Raw genomic sequence first — 12,756 nt, 5'->3', positions numbered from 1 at the left:
CCGGCCGCCCGGGCAGGGGTCTGCCTCAGGCCTCGCGCAGCCAGTGGTCGAGCACGGCGTAGTCGGCCTCGGTCAGACCCCGCCGGGGGTCGACGCGGTGGAGAAGGGCCCGACCGCCGTGGTGCGCCGACATCCAGGCCCGATCGATGTCCGTGATCTCGTCGTCGACCCAGGCGAAACGGCGGCCGGCCGCCCAGTCGAGCAGGGCGCGGGTCTTCCAGTGCAGGCCGTCCTGCTCGTCCTGCTCGTCCTGCTCGTCCTGGTCGGTCGGCTCGGGCCAGGTCACCACCGGCAGTTCCGGCAGGCCGATCAGCGGTGCGACGTACTCGTTCGCCTCGGCCATCCAGGTCGTGGCCCACACCAGTTCGCACGGCAGCGCCGCCAAGCGGCGCCCATGCGCGGGATCGATCCTGGCCAGGAGCGGATTCGCGTCCGCCCCCCGCAGTCCGGTAGCCGTCCGAAACGTCGGATAACCGTCCGGAAGCTCCTGCGCGGTGGCCCCGAACGGGATCAGCGGTCCGTCGACATCCAGGAAGAGCAGCGGACGCTGTGCAGAACTGGTCATCGCTGCACGGTAGCCCTGTGGCGCAGCGACCCGGCGCAGGTGCTCGTCGAAGAAGCGGCGGGGGGTCGCCGCCCATACGGGCGAGCGTCACCAAGGCGGTGAGCGCCATGTCGCACGCCTCCTTGCGTACGTCGTCCCAGTCGTGCGAGAAGCTCTTGCGGGGGTTGGCACCGAGCGCGCCGAGCACGGCCTCGGCGACCTCCCCCGGCACCGGCTCGGCAGGCGGCGCCCCGACGGGCCGACTGTTCGAGGCCTTCGCGAAGGCCGATGGCCGGACCTTCGTCGAAGCACTCCTCAGCTGCGCGCCGCCCGGTCGGCCAGGGCGCGGATCTCGCCGGCGATGGTGCGCCAGACCGATTCGGGCAGTTCGTGGCCGACCTCCAGCAGCAGCAGCTTGCGAGCGTTCGGGATCCGGGACGCGATCGCCGTCGCGGCGGCGGGCTTGATCAGGGGGTCGTCCGCGCCGTGCAGGACCAGTGTCGGCCGCCGGATGCCGCTGATCGGCCCGCCGTGCCACTGGGCGCCGACCTGGCGGCTCTGCGCCTGCTGGTCGTGGACGCCCGCGTCGGCGGTGCGCTCGGCGGCTTCCCTCGCGGCGTGCTCGTCGAAGGGGCGGGCCGGCGAAGCGAGCAGCCGGGAGACCTCGACACTGGCGGCGATCGCGCCCTCCCGGGTAGCGGGGAACTTCAGCTTGGCGAACTTCGCGAGGGTGCCCATCCGGATGAACCGCATGGTCTTCAGGCCCGCGACATCGCCGGGAACCGCGGACATGGTCGTCACGGTCCGCACCCGGTCCGGGTGCCGCAGGGCCACGCGCTGGGCGATGGCGCCGCCGAGGGAGACGCCCAGCAGATGCGCGGATTCCCAGCCCAGCGCGTCCATGACGGCGATCGCGTCGTCCGCCATGTCCTCGGCCGTATAGGCCTCGCCACGCTTGCGGAACAGCGCGGAGACGGGGTTCCTGGTGGCGGAGGGCGGCAGGTGGGTGGATTCGCCGCCGTCGCGCTGGTCGTAGCGGGCGACGGCGAAGCCCGCGTCGGCGAGCAGGTGGCACAGGCCGTCCGGGATCCAGAGCCGGTTGACGCCGAGACCGGTCATCAGCAGCAGCGGCTCCCCGCCGGTCCCCTCGGTGAGCCGGTCGTACGCGAGCTTGACCGGCCCGTTCTCGGCGAAGCGGACCGGGGTCCACGGGTGCGCGGTGGACTCGGACATGGCGACCTCCCATAAAGTGCGATCGATGTTCGCAGTTTTAGTATAGGGGGCGCTCGCAGGCAGCAGCACGACAACGGATGAGAGCAGGTGCTTGAGTGGCCCAGGAGCCCGTCATCGTCTGGACCAGGCCGGAGCGCGGCACACGCGGGCCCGCCGCCGTGCACACCCGTGCGGAGTTGGCCGAGGTGGCCGTCCGGCTGGCGGACCGCGGCGGCCTCGCGGCCGTGTCCATGCGCCAGGTCGGCGCGGAACTCGGCACCGGCCAGGCGTCGCTGTACCGCTACCTCGGCTCCCGCGACGACCTCCTCGACCTGATGACGGACGCGGTCGCGGGCGAGATCGGCCTGGACGTCCCGCTGACCGGTGACCCGGTCGAGGACCTGGTCGCCCTCGCGGTCCGGGCGAAGGACGCGCGGCTGCGGCACCCCTGGCTCGTCGACGTCCCCCCGGAGCCACTCCGGATCGGCCCGAACGGGATGGACTTCCTGGAGTACGCGCTCCAGGCGCTCGCCCCCGCCGGGCTGCCCGGCCGGACCAGTATGGAGATCGTCGCCGTACTGAACGCCCTGACCGAGCAGTTCTCCCGCGCCGAGTTGCAGACCGACCGCGGACTCACAAGCCGCCAAGGGGCGCAGGCCGCGTACATCGGCGAGACGGCGGCCCGCGGCGGGCACCCGCACCTCGCAGCGGCCCTGGCTCAGCAGTCGGAAGCGGACCCGGCGGAGGACGGGCAACAGCGGTTCGAGCGCATCATGCGGCGGGTGCTCACCGGCCTCATCACGCAGGGGGCCGACTCCTGAGCTTGTCCTACCTTCCGCGCGCTCAACGACCCAGCGGCAGACGCCGAGGCCTGACCCGTGGGGCACTCCGCGGCGGGCTCGGTCCGCTTGGGGACCCCGTCGGGCAGCCAGGAGCCCCTGAGGCTACGGCGTTCGAGCGCACGGGCCGCTTGCAGAGCCGTCGCCGCGCCTGCCCCGCGCTTCCGAACGTTCGGCGACGCCACCGATCGGTCCCGGCGTAGGCTCTCCGATGATCACAGCAGTCACGAGAGGTGGACATGGGCCAGAAGATCATTCGGTTCTCGGACCTGACCGGCAAGCACGTCGAGAACGACGGCGACCTGGTGCGCGTCGTGGTGCGCCAGCACCCCGATCTGGAGGGCGGGCCGGTCGAGATCGAGGCGCTGGCGGAAGAGCTGGCCACGGTGGAGGAGCTGGCGCTCGACCTGGTGACGATCGAGCTGCACTTCTCGGACGCCGAGGAGCCGGAGACGGTGGTCCTGGAGGCCGAAGCGTTCAACCGGCTTGCCTCGGCCGCTCCGATGGCCGACGTGCTGCGCGGCGCCAAGCGGGTGGCCCGGACCGTCCCGAGCCAGGCCGCGGTGCCGACGGGCGCCAGGGAGCGGGTCAACTACGCCAGCCTGGAGCACGCCGGCAGGCCGCACAAGGGCCGCACCACCGACGCCGAGAAGCAGCTCGTCCAGCGGCACCTGGACGAGGTCAACGCGCGGCTGGCCGCCGAGGGCACCCGGACGATCGACCTGAGCAACGCCGAGCACGTGGCACGGTACGGCCTGGAGGCGCTGGCGCACGAGCGCGGCACAACGCTCGGCTGACCGGGGACCAACCCGCCGCCGGGGCCGGCAGAACGCCGGGTCTGCATCCGGTCCTGCTCGACCCCGTGGTGACCGGGCTCGGCTGCCGACGCAGCTCTCGCCCGCCGCGTCGGCGGCCGGGTCCGGACCGCTGGTCGGGCCGGCCCTCGCGGCCGTGGGGGCCGCGCGGTGCGACGTCGCGTCGTCGGCCCGGCCGGGCAGCGCGTTCCGTCCGCGGGCGCGAGCGCCTCGCGAGGTCTGTAGCCACCCGGCCCCGGGGGGCTTGTCGGCGGGACGGACGGCTGGGCGGATCACCGTCGAGAGCGGTTGTCGGTGGCTTGGGAGAGCATCGGGCGATCAGATGCCTGCCGGTGGCGTGTTGGCAGGCGAGACTGGCTCGACGACCTCCGCGGCGTCCTACACGGCACCCTCGTGAACGAGCTGCCGGGATCCCGGGTGGGCCGGGTCGTCGGCCGGGGCGGTGGCGCGCAGTACCGCCTCGACCTGGCGGTTGCTGGTCATGGTCGCGGTGACGGCGGTCATGGTGAGGAGGAGACCGGCGGCGGTGTAGAGCGGGGTCCGTACGTCGTAGGTGGTGGCCAGCCAGCCGCCGAGGAAGGCGCCGAACGGGGCGGCGCACATGGAGAGCATGCGGGAGGTCGAGGCGACCCGGCCCATCAGGTGGGCGGGGACGATCGTCTGCCGGAGGGAGGGGGCCAGCACCATCGTGGCACCCATGCCCGCACCGCAGACGGCGAGCGCGAGACCGGCGACGTACGGGTTCGGTGCGGCGGCGAGGACCAGGACGGCAAGCCCTTCGAGGGCGGCCGTGCAGGTCAGTGCGGTGCCGGTGCCGAGCCGTCGGCCGAGGAAGGAGGCGATGCCCGCGCCGAGCAGACCGCCGGTGGCCTCCGCGGTGAGGAGCAGACCGAAGCCGAAGGCGCCGATGCCGAGGCGGTCGTGCGCGAAGAGGGCGAGCACGGTCTCCACGGCGAGGAAGGCGATGTTCCCGACCGCCGGACGCAGCGCGAGCCCGAGCAGCAGCTGGTTCCGGAAGACGTACGAGGCGCCGTCCCGTGCCTGCCGCAGCAGCGACTCGCGGGCCTGCGGCAGGGGCCGCGGCGCGGCGGGCAGCGAGCGTACGAGCAGGGCGGACAACGCGAACGACACCGCGTCGGCGAGCAGCGGAACCGCCCGTCCGAGCGCGAGCAGGGCGCTGCCCGCGGGCGGTCCCGCGAAGCCGGACGCGGCGGTCTGGGCGCCGCGCAGGCGGGAGTTGGCGCGCTCCAGGAGTGCGGGGTCGCGGCCGAGCAGGTCCGGCAGATAGGCGGTGGCGGCCGTGTCGAAGAAGAGTCCGCCGAGGCCGAGCAGGAAGGCGACCGCCGCGAGAAGGGGAACGCCGAGCAGGTCGAGCGCGGCCGCTGCCGCCGGTATCGTCAGGAGCACCGCACGCGCCGCGTCCGTCACCCACATCGTGCGCCGACGGTCCCAGCGGTCCACCAGCGCACCGCCGAGCACCCCGAACAGCAGCCACGGCAGCGTTCCGGCGGCAGTGACGACGGCGAGCGCCATCGGATCCCGCGTCAGCGTCAGCGCGAGCAGTGGCAGCGCGGCGTGCGTCACGCCGTCACCGAGCGAGGACACCGTCTGCGCGGTCCACAGCCGTCCGAACCCGGTCGGCACCTTCCTTATGTCCGAGGTCACTTGGCGTCTCCTTCGGCCTGCACGCGGGTTGCCGGGTGGAACAGGGCGAAGACGAGCGACGCGTCCGGCAGGGACGGATCGGACAGCTCCCGGTACTCGTCCGCCAGCGCTTGCAGCCGCGCCCCCAGCTCCGCGAACTGCTCCTCGGTGAGCCGAAGATGCGCCATCCGCACGTGCCGCTCGCCGTCCGCCGGCGCCGCCTCCAGGTCCGCCACCGCATGCCGCATCAGGATGTCCGGCCCTCCCTCGCCCGGATGGCGCACGATCGACCGCGCGGCCATGGCGTAGTACCGCTCGGTGACCCCCCGGACCTTCCGCGTCCGTACCACCGTCACCAGCCCGGCCCGCTCCAGCAGCCGCACGTGGTAGCTGGAGCTCCCCTTCGCGAGGCCCACCCGCTCGGCGATCTGCGTGATCGTCGCGGGCTCGAAGCGGAGCACGGCCATGATCCGGTGGCGCGTGAGGTTGGAGACGGCGCGTAGCTGCTCGTCAGTGGTGACGTGGAACTTCGCGGGGAGATCATCGGTAGGCATGGGTCCAATGGTCAACGTTTCTTGACCATTGGTCAAGGGGTTTCGCCCGCGCGCCCGGGATCGACTGTGCAGCACGCGGGGCCTTCACCCCTGCCCCCACCCGAGCTGCCGGGGCGGGCGCCTTCGGCCCGCTGTGGGCGCTCAACCAGCCCTCGCTGTCGACGACCGTCGATCCATGATCGAAAGGACCTCCAGGGCCTTCCCGTGCCCCTTCGGCAACCTGGGTGGTTCAACGAACCCGGGGTCGTTCTCTTGTGCCAGAACTCCGGCTTTGGGCAGGGAACTTGACCTCTACGCGTTCCGCCTCCTGGTCACCGAAGCGCCGATGCGGACCGGCACCCGCTCCTACGGGAGATCGTGCAGGACGGCCACTCCCGTACCGAACGTCCACACGGCCGGCAGGAGCCACATGCCAGGGGACGGGCGGTCCTTGCGCAGCACGGCGATGGCGATACCGACAAGGAGGCAGAGCAGGGTGAGGCCCTGGGCGATCCAGGCGATCGTGGGATGGCCGGGGTGGGTGCCGGTGCGGTCGGCGGCCATCCGAAGGATGAGGGAGGAGAGGAGCAGTGGCACGCCCGTGTGAGCGACGATGTCCTGGAGGATGGAGGTGCGACGGGCGGGGTCGGTCACGCCGATTCCTTGACGACGGGCGGCGTATGGCTGTTCCGCGCCACCGCAGGGAGGTCGGTTGCACGACGGATCGGGGAGGCCAGGAGGGATCCGCTCGCTCACCGTCCGGCCGTGGCGTTGTCGCGGGACATGACCAGCGCTGAGCCGCGGGCCGGTCGCCGCGGGGCCTTCAGAGCAGAGCGGTGACCGATCGCGCCGCGGCCATGGCGACCAGGAGGGCCGCGCCGGCCAGAAGGCACTGCGTCGCGCGCTGCATCCTTCTCGCCCTGAGCTGGTGGACGCTGATGCAGCGCCACAGCTCCAGGACCGCGGAGTCGGCCGCCGCCTCCACGCTCTGAGCGGAGAAGCCGGACCGGAACTCCTCCGGAGAGCCGAACGCACCTACGGTGTCGCCGTAGCCGAAGGCGATCGGAACCGGGAAGCCGGCCGGCCGCGACATGCCCGGGAGCCTACGGAACCCGGTGAGCACCGAGGCCGCCAGGGCTGCCGAACCCGCGCTCACCACCAGCGCGAGGAGCGCGGCAGCCCCGATCACCGGCGACACGTCCGACGACGTCGCGCCGGAGGCGAACACCACACCCGTGATCACGAGCGCGTCCGCGCTCAGGAGCGTGCCGGCCCGATTCACCAGACCGAGACGCAGTCCGTCCGCCCGCGTCAGGTGCCACTGGGCGAGCTGCAGTCTCTCCTCGGCACGTAACTCCCCGCTCACTGCTCTCCCCCGTCCCCGCACCGCACCGCGAGGACATCCCCGCCGTGCAACAGACGCTTCCCCCGCCACCGCAAGCCCAACCCACTCCGGGGCCGGACCGGGCGAATCACGACGCCCAGGACACGGAGCGCGGGGACGCCGGCCGAGCGGGTCGGCCAGCACCGCACCGGGATACGGTGCGGTGTGGCCGGAGCGGTGCGCTGTGCCCGGCTCAGCGGGCTATCGAGATCGCGAAGGGCGAGAAGCCGTTGGCGCGGATCACGTGCGGTACGAACAGGATCGCGGCCTCCGTGGCGCGGGCGGTCCGGATCCCGCCGAGATCGGTGATCCACTCGTCGTGCCAGCCGAGGTCGTTGAGCAGTTCGCGGACGGTCTGCTTGGCCTGCGGGTCCTCGCCGGAGAGGAAGGCGTCGGGTGCCCGGGTGAGCATGGCCGGTGCGGTCATCACCGGGAAGAGCATGGTGTTGAGGGTCTTGACGACATGCGTTTCGGGGAGCGCTTCCTGGAGTTGCTCGGCGAGGCTCGACCCGGGGTAGAGCAGTTCACCCGGCAGTCCGTCCGGTCCGTCCGCGGTGGCGTTGGAGACGTCGACGAGGATCTTGCCCCGGAGTTCCTCGCGCAGGGCGGTGAGCCGCTCCAACGAGCCGTCGCCCGGGGTGGCGTTGATGACGATCCGGGCCGTGCGGGCCGCGTCGGCGGCGGCGCCCGGCGTGCGGTCCGCCACGGTCACCTCGTGTCCGGCCCGGGTGAGGGCGGTGGCCAGGTTGCCGCCGACGCGGCCGTTGCCGAGAACTGCGATCGTGGTCATGGGGAGGGGGTCCTTCCGTTCGTACGGGATCGTGGTGGTCGTGGTGCGGTTGCTCGTGGCGCGGGTGGTCGTGGTGCGGTTGCTCGTGGCGCGGGTGGTCGTGGTGCGGTTGCTCATGGCGCGGGTGGTCGTGGTGCGGGGGCGCGCTCAGCGCGAGAGCGTGGTGACGGCCTGGGCGTGGACGCCGGGCGCGGCGGCCAGGAAGCTCTCGCTCAGCGGGGTCCAGGGGCGGCCCTGGGCGTCGGAGATCCGGCCGCCGGCCTCGGTGACGAGCAGTGCCCCGGGCAGCAGGTCCGCCCGGGCGCCGGCGAACTGCCAGAAGGCGTCGATCCGGCCGGCGGCCACGTTCACCAGGTGCAGGGTCGCGGGCACGGCGGTGCGGACGACCAGCGCGTCGAAGAGCATCGCGGTGATGGAGGAGCCGACGCGCCGCACGACCTCCTCGTTCTCGTCCGGCCGGGCCTGGCTGGTGGCCACGATGCCCAGGCCGAGGTCCGCGGTCGGGGAGACGTGCAGCGGCCGGCCGTCGAGGTGCGCGCCCGCGCCGGCGAGCGCGGTGTAGGTCTCGCCGGTCAACGGCAGGTGGACCACGGTGAGCACCGGCCGGTTCTCGCGTACCAGGGTGGCGGTCACCGCCCAATCCGGCAGGGCGTGCAGGTGGTTGACGTTGCCCTCGGCCGGGTCGACGACCCACCACTCGCCGGGCGGCAGCGCCCCACCGTCCAGCTCGTCCTCCACCCACCCGGCCTCCGGGCGCAGCTGCGTGAGGCGGGGACGCAGGACGTCGAGGGCCGTGTCGTCGTTGGCGGCGAGCGCGTGCATCAGCTCCTCGCGGGTCCGGTAGTGGACCACGTCACCGAAGCGTGCGAGTAGCGCGGAGCCGGCCTCGCGCACGGCGATCGCGACCTGGGCGAGCAGGTCGGTGTCGGCGGTGGTGGCGACGGCGGCGGCGACGGCGGTGGTGTTCTGAAGCATCGCGGACATGGCGGAACTTCCTTTTCCAGCAGAGGTGATGAGGGCCGGTCGGGCCGAGCGGTCCGTTGCGTCCCGCGCTCACATCTCGAAGGTAGACAGCCCAGTCATTAACCACAACTGCATGTCAAGCACGGCTAGGATTACTCCCATGCAACTGGATCTGAATCTGCTCGCCGCGCTCGACGCGCTCCTCGAGGAGGGCAGCGTGGCCGGGGCGGCCGCGCGCCTGCACGTCACCGCCCCCGCGATGAGCCGCAGTCTGGGCCGGATCCGCCGTACGACCGGGGACCAGATCCTGGTACGCACCGGCCGCACGATGACCCCGACCCCGTACGCGATCGCCGTCCGGGAACAGGTGCACGAGCTGTTGCACCAAGTCCAGGGGGTGCTGGCGCCGAGCCGTGAACTCGACCTGACGACACTGGAGCGCACCTTCACCCTCCGCTGGCACGACTCCCTGGTCGCCGCGAGCGGCCCCGCCCTGCTCACCGCCGTCCGCGCACAGGCGCCGGGCGTGCGCCTGCGCTTCCTCGCCGAATCGAGCGGCGACACCCCCGGGCTGCGACGCGGCGAGGTCGACCTGGAGGCGAACGCCAACTGCCCGGCCGCACCGGACATCCGTGCCGAGAACGTGGGCGAGACCCCCCTCGTCATCATCGTGCGGCACGGACACCCCCTCACCCGCGTCGAAGACGTCACCGCGCAGCACTACGCCGCCGCCGAACACATCACCGTCTCGCGACGCGGAAACCTCGCCAACGCCCTCGACGACGCCCTCGCCCGGCTCGGCCTCAGCCGCCGCGTCGTGGCGAGCGCGCCGACGGAAGCGGCCGCGCTGGAGTTCGCCCGCGGCTCCGACGTCCTGGTCAGCGTCCCGGAAGCCACCACACGCACCGCGGTCGCCGACCTCGGCCTGGTCGCCCTGCCCCTGCCGCTCGAACTGCCCTCGGCACCGGTCTACCTGTCGTGGCATCAGCGCCACGACAACGACCACGCCCACGCCTGGCTGCGCGGACTGGCACGGACCGCGCTGGCCGCCTGCGCAGCGCCGTAGTCGGCACCGTCCGGGCCGCTCCACCCGGATGAGTTACCTGGTTCCCTCCACCCGGCCCCTTGGAGCCGGTCATCTAGGCTGGCGCGGTGACTGATGAGCGGGGGCGGGCGCAGCCGTCGGGAGTGTGGGCCACGGCGGTGGGGGTGGCCAGGGTGCGGGCGCTGGAGACCGCGCGGGAGAACGCGCTGTTCCGCGACCCACTGGCCCAGGCCTTCGCCGCCGCCGGCGGCCTGTGGCCCCCCTCGCCGCCGCTGCCCGACGACGAGGCCGCGCGGCGCCGCCGGCTGGCCGTGTCGTACTCCATCGTCATCAGGACGAAGTTCCTCGACGACCTGCTGCGGCAGGCCTGCGCGTCCGGGATCCGGCAGGTCGTGCTGCTCGGTGCCGGCATGGACAGCCGGGCCTTCCGGATGGACTGGCCTGAGGGCACCCGGCTGTTCGAGGTCGACACCGCCGCGCCACTGGACTTCAAGGCTTCGGTGCTGCGCCAGGAGCGGGCCGTCGCACGCTGCGATCGGAGCACCGTCGCGGTGGATCTGCGCGAGGACTGGCCGGGCGCGCTGGCCGCCGCAGGGCACGACCCGGCCGCGCCGACGGTGTGGATCGTCGAAGGACTGCTGATCTACCTGCCCGAGGGCGCGGTGGAGCTGTTGCTGGCCCGGATCGGCGCACGGTCGGCGGCGGGCAGCCGGATGGGGCTGACCTTGGGCTCGCGTGGCGTGATCGAGCGCTTCGGCGCGGACGCCGTGCCGGGGTCGGCGGCGTCCCTGTGGGTCTCGGAGATGCCCGACGACCCGGTGCGCTGGCTGGCCGGGCACGGCTGGGAGGCCGACTGCCACACGCTGCGCGAGTGCGGTGCAGCCTACGGCCGCCCGATCAGCACCCCGCCGCGGCGCGAGGAGCGGCCCGGCGGACTGGTCTCGGCGGTCCGCCGGTAGGGCGCCTCGAGTCCTTCATCGCCGCCGAATCGCTGCCGCGGTCGAACGAGTGCTCCGACTTGCCGGGAGACAGGCCCGGCGGACGCCGACGAGGCGCACATCCGGCGAGAGCGTCACCGGATGTGCGCCGCTCACGTCCTGATGCGTCAATGCTCAGCGGGGTCCGCGACTCGCGGTGCGCGAAGTACGGGCACGGAGAACCGTTCATCGACAAGTCTTGAACGTGTACGAGACGCGGATCACATGAGGGAAGGTCACATTCCGCCCGGCCCGGCGCGCCCGGTGAGTGAGAATGACATGGACACCTCATCCGAGATGAAGCTCTCTTACGACACCGCCGACAAGGTGACGCAGGTCTTCACCACGATCTACCACTCGGGCTGGTCGCAGTCGTTCGGTGTGGGCCTGTCCTCCTCGGTCGGCGTGTCCGTCCCGGTCCAGGCCATGGTTTCCACCCAGCTCCAGACGACCACGACCTACGAGTCCGACCAGTCGACCATCAACGGCATCGCGGTGACCGTCCCCGCCAAGAACTACGGATGGGTCGACTTCGCGGCCGTCGGCAAGAAGGTCACGGGAACGTGGACCTTCGACACCGACAACCAGCCGTGGACGACCGACGCGACCGTGACCGTCCCGGTCATCAACTCCACGGCCGGCTCCACGATGTACGTCGCCCACACCAGCCCGGACCAGCCGGGCACCACGAGCGTGACGAGCGCTGACGCGCCGGCCCTGACCATGGCCACCAGGGCCTCGTTCACCCCGGACCTCCCCGACGGCACCGCGGCGTCGCAGGACGGCCCGAACACGGTGAAGCTCGTCGACACCGCCACCGGGGCCAGGATCGGCACGATCAAGCCGAGTGCCGTCGTGGACACCCGAGGGACCACTCACCCGGTCAACCTGACGGTCACCGGCAACGTCATCACGCAGACCATCGAGAACGCTCCCGGCGACACCATCGACGGCTCATGACCCTGCCGTCCGTCAGCTACACCACCACCACCGCTCCGGCCGCCAAGACCGGCGGCCTCGCGACCGGCGGTGTCACGACCGCCGCGCTCACGACCACCTCCGCGAAGGCGACCGTTCACCCCGCGTTCTGGCCGATTCCCGACCGCGAGCACCCGAAGAACTCGGACGAGTGGAACAAGTGCATGGCCAAGGAGCTGGGCAAGAGCATGGTGGAAGGCGCAGCCAAGGCCGCCCTGCTGGGTGCCCTGCGAGGTGGCCAGCTCGCCGCCGCCGCCGGCCCCGAGGGAGCGGCGGCCGGCGCCGCCCTGGGGATGCTGACCGGCACCGTCACCGGGCTGGGCAAGGCGTACTACGTCTGCGGTACCGACCCGGGCTGATCCGCACGCGCACACCACACGCGGGTGCCACCCACCGACCGCTCGAGTCGGCGAGCGGCGGGCGGGCCGACACCGGGTCGGCTCTCGGAGACGACCTGGTGCCGCCCGTCGCCGTGGAGGCGCAGCCGCCCGAGTAGTACGGCCTACCGCGTGCCACGTCGACCCGCCGCCACGGGGCGACTCGTGGATTCCCCCTTCAGTCACCGGTGGCTGGAGGGGGAATACGACCGTGGCAGAGGGCATCCGGACGTGACCGTGCCCGCCGACGCACCCGCTACTCCTCGCTCGACAACTGCTCCGCCCCGCGGCTGTGGCCGCCGACTGGTCAGATCGCGAGGTCCCGGCGGTTCAGCAGCCGGAAGGCCGCTGTCAGGCCGGCCAGGCCTACGGCGGACAGGCCCGCTGGCGAGGTCCAGGGAACGGTGTCGTGGGCGAGGGCGTCGTCGGGTGTGAAGTAGTGGAAGGGACTGAGGTAGCGCGGTCACCGTGCGGTGATCCGGCGGCCGTTGGTCTCGTCCGGGCGGATGCGCACCCACAGGTCGCGGCCGCCGCCGGCCCAGGGGGTGCTCCCCGGCAGTTCCTTGAGCCGGGCGATCTCGTCGGGGTCCTCGACGTACTGGGCCCGGCCGAGGATCAGCACGCTCCAGCCCCGGCTGAGGCTCTCGTCGATGTG

At 72.4% G+C, this 12,756-nt stretch carries 15 protein-coding genes; 6 read left to right on the top strand and 9 right to left on the bottom strand.

The window, feature by feature from the left end; translation table 11 throughout:
• Window positions 1–25 precede the first annotated feature (25 nt).
• Window positions 26–565, bottom strand: a complete 540-nt coding sequence (locus ABZ497_RS29545; protein ID WP_359809581.1) for an HAD domain-containing protein — start codon at window positions 563–565, stop codon at window positions 26–28.
• A 294-nt stretch (window positions 566–859) separates the two neighbouring features.
• Window positions 860–1,777 (bottom strand): alpha/beta hydrolase, encoded by a 918-nt coding sequence (locus ABZ497_RS29540; protein ID WP_359809579.1) that lies wholly within the window; start codon window positions 1,775–1,777, stop codon window positions 860–862.
• Window positions 1,778–1,872: 95 nt separating this feature from the next.
• On the opposite strand from ABZ497_RS29540, the gene ABZ497_RS29535 reads away from it, so the two are divergent.
• Together ABZ497_RS29535 and ABZ497_RS29530 are read left to right on the top strand one after the other, a co-directional pair.
• The gene (locus tag ABZ497_RS29535; RefSeq protein WP_359809577.1) at window positions 1,873–2,577 is read left to right on the top strand and encodes a TetR/AcrR family transcriptional regulator; all 705 of its coding nucleotides are present in this window, start codon (window positions 1,873–1,875) and stop codon (window positions 2,575–2,577) included.
• 257 nt (window positions 2,578–2,834) lie between these two features.
• A complete protein-coding gene (locus ABZ497_RS29530) occupies window positions 2,835–3,392 on the top strand; it encodes a hypothetical protein (protein ID WP_359809576.1) in 558 nt (185 codons plus the stop codon).
• A gap of 396 nt (window positions 3,393–3,788) precedes the next feature.
• On the opposite strand, the gene ABZ497_RS29525 is transcribed toward ABZ497_RS29530, so the two are convergent.
• The 6 genes from ABZ497_RS29525 to ABZ497_RS29500 form a co-directional block, all read right to left on the bottom strand.
• A complete protein-coding gene (locus ABZ497_RS29525; RefSeq protein WP_359809574.1) occupies window positions 3,789–5,075 on the bottom strand; it encodes an MFS transporter in 1,287 nt (428 codons plus the stop codon).
• Window positions 5,072–5,608, bottom strand: a complete 537-nt coding sequence (locus tag ABZ497_RS29520) for a winged helix-turn-helix domain-containing protein (RefSeq protein WP_359809572.1) — start codon at window positions 5,606–5,608, stop codon at window positions 5,072–5,074. Before ABZ497_RS29520 ends, ABZ497_RS29525 begins: the two co-directional genes overlap by 4 nt.
• A 345-nt stretch (window positions 5,609–5,953) precedes the next feature.
• Window positions 5,954–6,241: a hypothetical protein gene (locus ABZ497_RS29515; protein ID WP_359809570.1), complete on the bottom strand. Its 288-nt coding sequence runs from the start codon at window positions 6,239–6,241 to the stop codon at window positions 5,954–5,956.
• A 169-nt stretch (window positions 6,242–6,410) separates the two neighbouring features.
• Window positions 6,411–6,953: a hypothetical protein gene (locus ABZ497_RS29510; protein WP_359809569.1), complete on the bottom strand. Its 543-nt coding sequence runs from the start codon at window positions 6,951–6,953 to the stop codon at window positions 6,411–6,413.
• Window positions 6,954–7,164: 211 nt separating this feature from the next.
• Entirely contained in the window at window positions 7,165–7,761 is a 597-nt protein-coding gene (locus ABZ497_RS29505; RefSeq protein WP_359809629.1) for an NAD(P)-binding domain-containing protein, read from the bottom strand.
• 147 nt (window positions 7,762–7,908) lie between these two features.
• Window positions 7,909–8,745, bottom strand: a complete 837-nt coding sequence (locus ABZ497_RS29500; RefSeq protein WP_359809567.1) for a 3'(2'),5'-bisphosphate nucleotidase CysQ — start codon at window positions 8,743–8,745, stop codon at window positions 7,909–7,911.
• 139 nt (window positions 8,746–8,884) lie between these two features.
• Here ABZ497_RS29500 and ABZ497_RS29495 point away from each other — a divergent pair, with 139 nt between their 5' ends.
• From ABZ497_RS29495 to ABZ497_RS29480, 4 genes are all read left to right on the top strand, one after another.
• Window positions 8,885–9,790, top strand: coding sequence for a LysR family transcriptional regulator (locus ABZ497_RS29495; RefSeq protein ID WP_359809565.1), 906 nt, complete (start codon window positions 8,885–8,887; stop codon window positions 9,788–9,790).
• Between the two features lie 122 nt (window positions 9,791–9,912).
• On the top strand, window positions 9,913–10,728 hold the full coding sequence (locus tag ABZ497_RS29490; RefSeq protein WP_359809627.1) for a class I SAM-dependent methyltransferase: 816 nt from the start codon (window positions 9,913–9,915) through the stop codon (window positions 10,726–10,728).
• 297 nt (window positions 10,729–11,025) lie between these two features.
• Window positions 11,026–11,706, top strand: a complete 681-nt coding sequence (locus ABZ497_RS29485) for a hypothetical protein (RefSeq protein ID WP_359809563.1) — start codon at window positions 11,026–11,028, stop codon at window positions 11,704–11,706.
• On the top strand, window positions 11,703–12,083 hold the full coding sequence (locus ABZ497_RS29480; RefSeq protein ID WP_359809561.1) for a hypothetical protein: 381 nt from the start codon (window positions 11,703–11,705) through the stop codon (window positions 12,081–12,083). Before ABZ497_RS29485 ends, ABZ497_RS29480 begins: the two co-directional genes overlap by 4 nt.
• A gap of 481 nt (window positions 12,084–12,564) precedes the next feature.
• Here ABZ497_RS29480 and ABZ497_RS29475 read toward each other — a convergent pair.
• A partial coding sequence (locus ABZ497_RS29475) for a pyridoxamine 5'-phosphate oxidase family protein (protein WP_359809559.1) occupies window positions 12,565–12,756 on the bottom strand: 192 nt, incomplete at its 5' end.

This window comes from Kitasatospora sp. NPDC005751 (assembly GCF_040630835.1).
Taxonomy (GTDB): Bacteria; Actinomycetota; Actinomycetes; order Streptomycetales; family Streptomycetaceae; genus Kitasatospora.
Note: the sequence above shows the minus strand (reverse complement) of the source record. Positions and strands in the feature narration are given on the sequence as shown.

Bases quoted from the DNA above. Each gene is read 5' to 3' on its own strand.
- ABZ497_RS29545 (WP_359809581.1), bottom strand. From the start codon at position 565: ATGACCAGTTCTGCACAGCGTCCGCTGCTCTTCCTGGATGTCGACGGA.
- ABZ497_RS29540 (WP_359809579.1), bottom strand. From the start codon at position 1,777: ATGTCCGAGTCCACCGCGCACCCGTGGACCCCGGTCCGCTTCGCCGAG.
- ABZ497_RS29530 (WP_359809576.1), top strand. From the start codon at position 2,835: ATGGGCCAGAAGATCATTCGGTTCTCGGACCTGACCGGCAAGCACGTC.
- ABZ497_RS29520 (WP_359809572.1), bottom strand. From the start codon at position 5,608: ATGCCTACCGATGATCTCCCCGCGAAGTTCCACGTCACCACTGACGAG.
- ABZ497_RS29505 (WP_359809629.1), bottom strand. From the start codon at position 7,761: ATGACCACGATCGCAGTTCTCGGCAACGGCCGCGTCGGCGGCAACCTG.
- ABZ497_RS29500 (WP_359809567.1), bottom strand. From the start codon at position 8,745: ATGTCCGCGATGCTTCAGAACACCACCGCCGTCGCCGCCGCCGTCGCC.
- ABZ497_RS29495 (WP_359809565.1), top strand. From the start codon at position 8,885: ATGCAACTGGATCTGAATCTGCTCGCCGCGCTCGACGCGCTCCTCGAG.
- ABZ497_RS29485 (WP_359809563.1), top strand. From the start codon at position 11,026: ATGGACACCTCATCCGAGATGAAGCTCTCTTACGACACCGCCGACAAG.
- ABZ497_RS29480 (WP_359809561.1), top strand. From the start codon at position 11,703: ATGACCCTGCCGTCCGTCAGCTACACCACCACCACCGCTCCGGCCGCC.